This window comes from Novosphingobium sp. CCH12-A3 (assembly GCF_001556015.1).
GTDB classification, from domain to species: domain Bacteria; phylum Pseudomonadota; class Alphaproteobacteria; order Sphingomonadales; family Sphingomonadaceae; genus Novosphingobium; species Novosphingobium subterraneum.
Genome location: NZ_LSIA01000145.1, coordinates 1 through 5,034, shown reverse-complemented (window position 1 = coordinate 5,034; position 5,034 = coordinate 1). Strand labels below are relative to the sequence as shown.

Below are 5,034 nucleotides of genomic sequence, written 5' to 3'. Positions count from 1 at the left end.
CCCGCGGGTTCCTGCACTGGAGGCTTTCGTACGCAAGCGCCCGAAACCCTTCACAAATCCAGTCACTTCGGTGCCCATCTATGAACGGCGGCTACTTTCGAGAGCTGCCAAAGCGACATCATAGAATGCAAAGGGGGCGCCAACGCGGACGCACCCTGTGCAAGTCTCAAGCCGCCCGCGCCCGCAGTTCGTCAAAGCTGTGGCGCACCAGCATGGTCCCGTTGCGCCAGACCGGGCGGAGCAGGTTGTCGGCATCGGCCACGTCGTCCATCCGCCGCGCCACCATGTGGCCTGCTTCGAGCACCACCGCCTGCCGCCCCGCCTTGCTGGCCTTGCCGAGGTCGGTGGCAGGCGCCTTGGACACGTCGTGCCACACGCCTTCGGCATCGCCCATGGCGTTGGCCTTCATCGCAAAGCGCAAGGTGTCGCGATTGACCTGCTGGAGTAGGCCGCCGCCCATGCCGAAGGCGATGTTGTCGATGGCGAAGCCTTCCTCGATCAGCCGATCGATCAGACGGGCAATCGTGGCAGGCGTCATGCCATCGCCCTGGATCACGCGGACGTGGGGATCGAGCACGCGATAGCCCTTGGCGTTGACCGTGCCGCCGAAGGCCTCCCACAAGGTCTTGACTGCCCGCACCGGGGTTTCCACCGGGTCGCCACTGTCGGGCCGGACGACGAGCGTGCCCTTGCGCGCCAGCACCTTGTCGCGCAGGCTCCCGCCCCAGATTCCAGTCAGCGCCGCATCGAGGTCGTAGCTGTCCGAGACCACGGCGACGACCTTGCCTTCACCCTCGAAGGCGTCGAGCATGTTGGCATAGGCCGCTTCCTCGCGCTCGCGCCCCCAGCTGGTCATCGTGCTGTGCTCGGCCGCCGGGATCGAGAAGCCGGCCATGTCCGCTTCGTAATAGCGACGGGCGGCGATCAGCCCTTCCATAGTGTCGGTGCCCATGAAGTTGACAAGGTGGGCCATGCCGCCAAGGCCTGCACTCTCGCCGCTGCTGGTGCCGCGGGCGCCGAAGTCGTGCAGCTTGAATGGAAGCTGGCCTTCCACATCCTCGCTGGTCTTCGCGAGCCCTGCACGGATGATCAGGCGGCACTGGCGGCTGAGCGTGGCGACCGTAGTCGGATACCAGATTGCGCGAAGCAGCGCGGTCTCGATGAAGGCTGCCAGCCACGGCAGGCGCGGGTCTGTCGTCTCGACCTGCACCAAGGGCACCCCGGTCGGCACGATCATGCCTTCAGGCAGAGCGCGGATCTCGATCGGCAGGTAGCCGCCATGCTCGTCGAGGATGATCTGCCAGCCCTTGCGATTGAAGGGCACGCCATGCGCGGTGCAGACTGCCTCGGCCTCGTCGATGTCAGCCTGGGTGATCGGCCGCCCGAGATAGTCCATGAGATAGGGCTGCAGGCCCATGAACAGCACTTCGTCAGCAAAGTCGTTTGGCCGAGCCTCGATATAGGCGCTTATCGCGCGGGTCTCGGGCGGGTACTGCAGGAAGTGGCTGTGCTTGTAGCTGTCGGTTGCCAGGATCAGGTTGGTCATGATGTGAACTCCTCACATTATCGCCGGGTGCAGGACTCCCCTGCGCGGCGCTTCAGTCTTCAAAGGTCGGCCATTTCCTCGATGATGGCCCAGTGGTCCTCGAACAGCATCTCGGGCGATAGATCGCCAAAGCGGTACCACTGCGCGTGCGCCGCATCGTCACCGCCCTTCACGCTGAACAGCTTGCGGCGTTCGGGCAGGCGGAACAGGAAGGCGTGGGTGATGATACGACCACGCAAGGAACGGTTCGGCGCATCGAACACCCGCGTCCGCGCATCCTCGATGAAGCTTGCGAGCATGGCCGGGGGGATCTGGCCCTTGCCGTCGCTGATCGCGGTTTCCTCGCGCAGCTCGCGGATGGCGGCGTCGCGAATGCGCTCGGACGGATTGACGAAACCGCCCGGGAGCGCGAGCAGGCCCTTGCCGGGCGCCCGTCCCCGTTCGACCAGCAGGATATGGCCTGACTGGACGACGACCGCATCGGCGGTGACGAAGGGACCGTTGCCCCATTGCGCCGGATAGGCCCCGAGGAACTCGGCTTCCTCAAGCAGCGCCTTGAAGGTCTCCCCCAGCATGAACTCGCGCAGGAAGTCTGCAACACCTGCAGAGAGGATGGCGGCGGGCACTTCAGGGATGCGCTGGAAATAGCGCTGGCGCACGTCGCTCGACGAGAAGGTGCCGTACTGGCTCTCGACCTGCAGGCTCTCCCACTCCGGAAACAGCTTGAGGTAATAGGATGAGGCATCCTTGCCATATCCTGCCAGAGCGACACGGAAATCGCTCAGCCCATGGTTCTGGAAGCCGTGACCGTTGCCATGCTCGAGCACCAGTGCGCGAACCTTGCGCTGGACCTGCGTGACCCAGGCGATGTCGGAATAGAGGTGATCGTCGATGGGGGCGATGATCAGGCGGCCCTGTGCCACTTCGTGCCGGAAGGCGGAACGCAGCATCGCCTCCCGCTCGGCATAAGTGAAGGGATTGCGTGGGTCGCGTGCGACGTTGGCCGATCCCACCAGCACAATCAGCCGCTCGACCTGATCGAGCGTGCGCGCGATGACGTGTTCGTGGCCGATGTGCAGTGGCTGGAAGCGTCCGATGAAGACGCCGAAATCGAACTTGCTCATATCCGAGGCTCCCCCAGATGATCGTAGCGAGGCGGACTCCCCGACTCGCTGCAACCTTATGCGCACTGGACTTATATCCAGTCAAGATATAAGTTAATCGCCATGAGCCATCCACCCTTCGCCGTTACTGTCGACCTCGTGCTGATGACCGTCGCCGACGGTGTTCTGTCGGTCCTGCTGCAGCGCCGGGGCGAAGAGCCGTACGTCGGCGCGCTTGCGCTGCCGGGCGGGTTCGTTGGCATCGAGGAGACGCTGGACGATGCCGCAAGACGCGTGCTGGTGGGCAAGGCAGGCGTTGCCGCGCAGGACAGCGCCTGGCTGGAGCAGCTGTACACCTTCGGCGATCCGCAGCGCGATCCACGGATGCGCACAGTGAGCGTCGCCTACTTTGCTCTGCTGCCACATGCGGTTCTACAACAGGCCGTTACTTCGAAAGCAGATCTTGCGTTACGCCCGGTCACAGAACCTGGCGAGCTGCTCGCATTCGACCACACCGCCATCATTGCAACAGCGCATGGGCGGCTCCGCGGGAAGCTCGACTACGCTCCCCTTGCCTTCTCTCTGCTGCCTGACCTCTTCACTCTGCGTGATCTCCAGGCCGTGCATGAGGCCATCACTGGCAGCACCTTCAACAAGCCCGCCTTCCGTCGCCGCATGCTCGACACTGGCTGGATCGAAGCAACAGGGCAGCGCGAGAGCGACACGCCGTTTCGGCCGGCGGAGCTTTACAGAATAAGTGCGCGTGTCACCGATAGCAGTGAAGTTTATCAACGAGACTTGGACCGCCGATACTCGAGGGTGCCCTGACAATTTCAAAAGTGTTTTGTGCTGTCTCCGACCAAATAAAGTCGTAGGGCCATGAACATCTAAATGGCAGCTCGACCCAAAACTAGACCATGATCTGCTCAGCTGTGATACAACAGGGGCGAGCCGAACGTTTGACGACCGAGCCAGATTTAGCATCTAAGCCGCCTTGGCCAGCCTACGCGGGGTCTGTGGTGGCTGGCCATACTGGCGCACGAACGCCTCGCGCATACGACGGATGTCGATGAAGCCCGATTCCAGCGCGATCTGGTCCATCGGGTGACGGGTCTCCTCGATCATCAGCCGCGCTGCAACCAGACGCATCTGCTCGATGGCCTTGGCCGGGGTTTGGCCGGGGCACCTCGGACGATCCCCGTGCCGCAGCCGCTTCCGCCTTCCCGCAAGGTTGCCGAAGCTCGAGGCAAGGTTTCGGCAGAGGATATCGAGGCGGTGAAGGAAGCCGGGTTCAGCGAAGGCCAGATCATCGAAATCGTCGCCGTGTTGGCCGAGATCTTCTTCACCAACCTGATCAACAACGTTGCGGGCACGGAAGTGAACTTCCCGGCGATTTAGGTCAGTGCTCCCAATGCGGAGGAAGTTGCGGCCTTGTGCGATTTTAAATCGCACTGGGCCGCGACCGATCGAAGGGAGGCCAACAGCGACACTGCTCGTAATCCGAGTCCGTCGCAAATGACCGCTTCGTCTCACGATCCGTTGATCCATTGCGACAGCAGCCGACCGATAGTGTTGAAAAACCCACTGCTGGGATCGAGGGTAATGTCAACTTGGCAACGGTTGAGGAAACGATGGGGTCGGACGTTGCGGGCCTGTTCCGTCCATGGCTGCAATTCATCGCGAATGAATGGGTTTACGATCGTGCGGGCATGAGCAAGCTGGAAGCCTTCATGCGGGCGACACAGCGCTCGTCGGCATGGCTTACCGCCTAGGTACGATGTTCGCTCAGCTTGGTGGCTATGTCGGCTCGGTGGAGCGTATTGGTCCTCACTGGTTCGCGGCGGGCATGAACACGACGCTGCGCAATCCTAAAGAGGCCAGTGCCTTCGCTCTCGATCGTAGCCTTGAACTCAAGAGCCGCTTCGACACGCTGGACCGCGACATCAGGGAAAGCGTGCGCCGCTTCGCTGGCAAGACTGACCTTGCTTCAATGGTGCAGCGCTACAGGTTCACCGGCATCAGCTTCTTCGATCGCCTCGTCGTCATTCCGACCTGGATCGGCGCGTACAACAAGGCCATCGCGGCGGGCATGGACGAAGACCAAGCGGTGCACGAAGCGGACTCCGCCGTCCGTGAAAGCCAAGGTGCGGGCGCTGCCAAGGATCTGGCTGCAATCCAGCGCGGGAGCGGTCCTGCCGGTGAGATGGGCAAGTCCCTGACGATGTTCTACTCGTCCAGTTCGCGAACTATCAGCGGTTTCTGGAGTTGGCTTGGGACGCCGGAGAGGCTGTTCGCAGCCGCAATGGGAGATGGTGCCGGAACTGGCGATGGGTCGCGTCCGTCAATGTGGTGTAAAATCGGGTGTGGCCATTGGGCTGCATTTTC

At 62.5% G+C, this 5,034-nt stretch carries 7 protein-coding genes; 4 read left to right on the top strand and 3 right to left on the bottom strand.

The genetic code is table 11. From position 1 onward, the window contains the following. Positions 1–166: 166 nt before the first annotated feature. Positions 167–1,546: a nicotinate phosphoribosyltransferase gene (locus AX703_RS11565; protein WP_062344225.1), complete on the bottom strand. Its 1,380-nt coding sequence runs from the start codon at positions 1,544–1,546 to the stop codon at positions 167–169. A 59-nt stretch (positions 1,547–1,605) separates the two neighbouring features. Beyond that, positions 1,606–2,670 (bottom strand): bifunctional nicotinamide-nucleotide adenylyltransferase/Nudix hydroxylase, encoded by a 1,065-nt coding sequence (locus tag AX703_RS11560; protein WP_062344223.1) that lies wholly within the window; start codon positions 2,668–2,670, stop codon positions 1,606–1,608. Between the two features lie 102 nt (positions 2,671–2,772). On the opposite strand from AX703_RS11560, the gene AX703_RS11555 reads away from it, so the two are divergent. Then, positions 2,773–3,477, top strand: coding sequence for an NUDIX domain-containing protein (locus AX703_RS11555; RefSeq protein WP_156452025.1), 705 nt, complete (start codon positions 2,773–2,775; stop codon positions 3,475–3,477). Positions 3,478–3,633: 156 nt separating this feature from the next. Here AX703_RS11555 and AX703_RS26595 read toward each other — a convergent pair whose 3' ends face one another. After that, a complete protein-coding gene (locus tag AX703_RS26595; protein WP_231735508.1) occupies positions 3,634–3,798 on the bottom strand; it encodes a helix-turn-helix domain-containing protein in 165 nt (54 codons plus the stop codon). Positions 3,799–3,849: 51 nt separating this feature from the next. Between AX703_RS26595 and AX703_RS11550 the strand changes: the two genes are divergently transcribed. The 3 genes from AX703_RS11550 to AX703_RS11545 form a co-directional block, all read left to right on the top strand. Further along, on the top strand, positions 3,850–4,047 hold the full coding sequence (locus AX703_RS11550) for a carboxymuconolactone decarboxylase family protein (protein ID WP_230487962.1): 198 nt from the start codon (positions 3,850–3,852) through the stop codon (positions 4,045–4,047). A gap of 212 nt (positions 4,048–4,259) precedes the next feature. Next, the gene (locus tag AX703_RS27360) at positions 4,260–4,421 is read left to right on the top strand and encodes a hypothetical protein (protein ID WP_156135919.1); all 162 of its coding nucleotides are present in this window, start codon (positions 4,260–4,262) and stop codon (positions 4,419–4,421) included. Beyond that, the coding region (locus tag AX703_RS11545) for a hypothetical protein (protein WP_156452024.1) at positions 4,406–5,034 on the top strand (629 nt) is incomplete at its 3' end. The genes AX703_RS27360 and AX703_RS11545, both read left to right, overlap by 16 nt.

Excerpts from the sequence above, each read along its gene's own strand:
- AX703_RS11565 (WP_062344225.1), bottom strand. The coding sequence starts at position 1,546 with ATGACCAACCTGATCCTGGCAACCGACAGCTACAAGCACAGCCACTTC.
- AX703_RS11560 (WP_062344223.1), bottom strand. The coding sequence starts at position 2,670 with ATGAGCAAGTTCGATTTCGGCGTCTTCATCGGACGCTTCCAGCCACTG.
- AX703_RS11555 (WP_156452025.1), top strand. The coding sequence starts at position 2,773 with ATGAGCCATCCACCCTTCGCCGTTACTGTCGACCTCGTGCTGATGACC.
- AX703_RS26595 (WP_231735508.1), bottom strand. The coding sequence starts at position 3,798 with ATGCGTCTGGTTGCAGCGCGGCTGATGATCGAGGAGACCCGTCACCCG.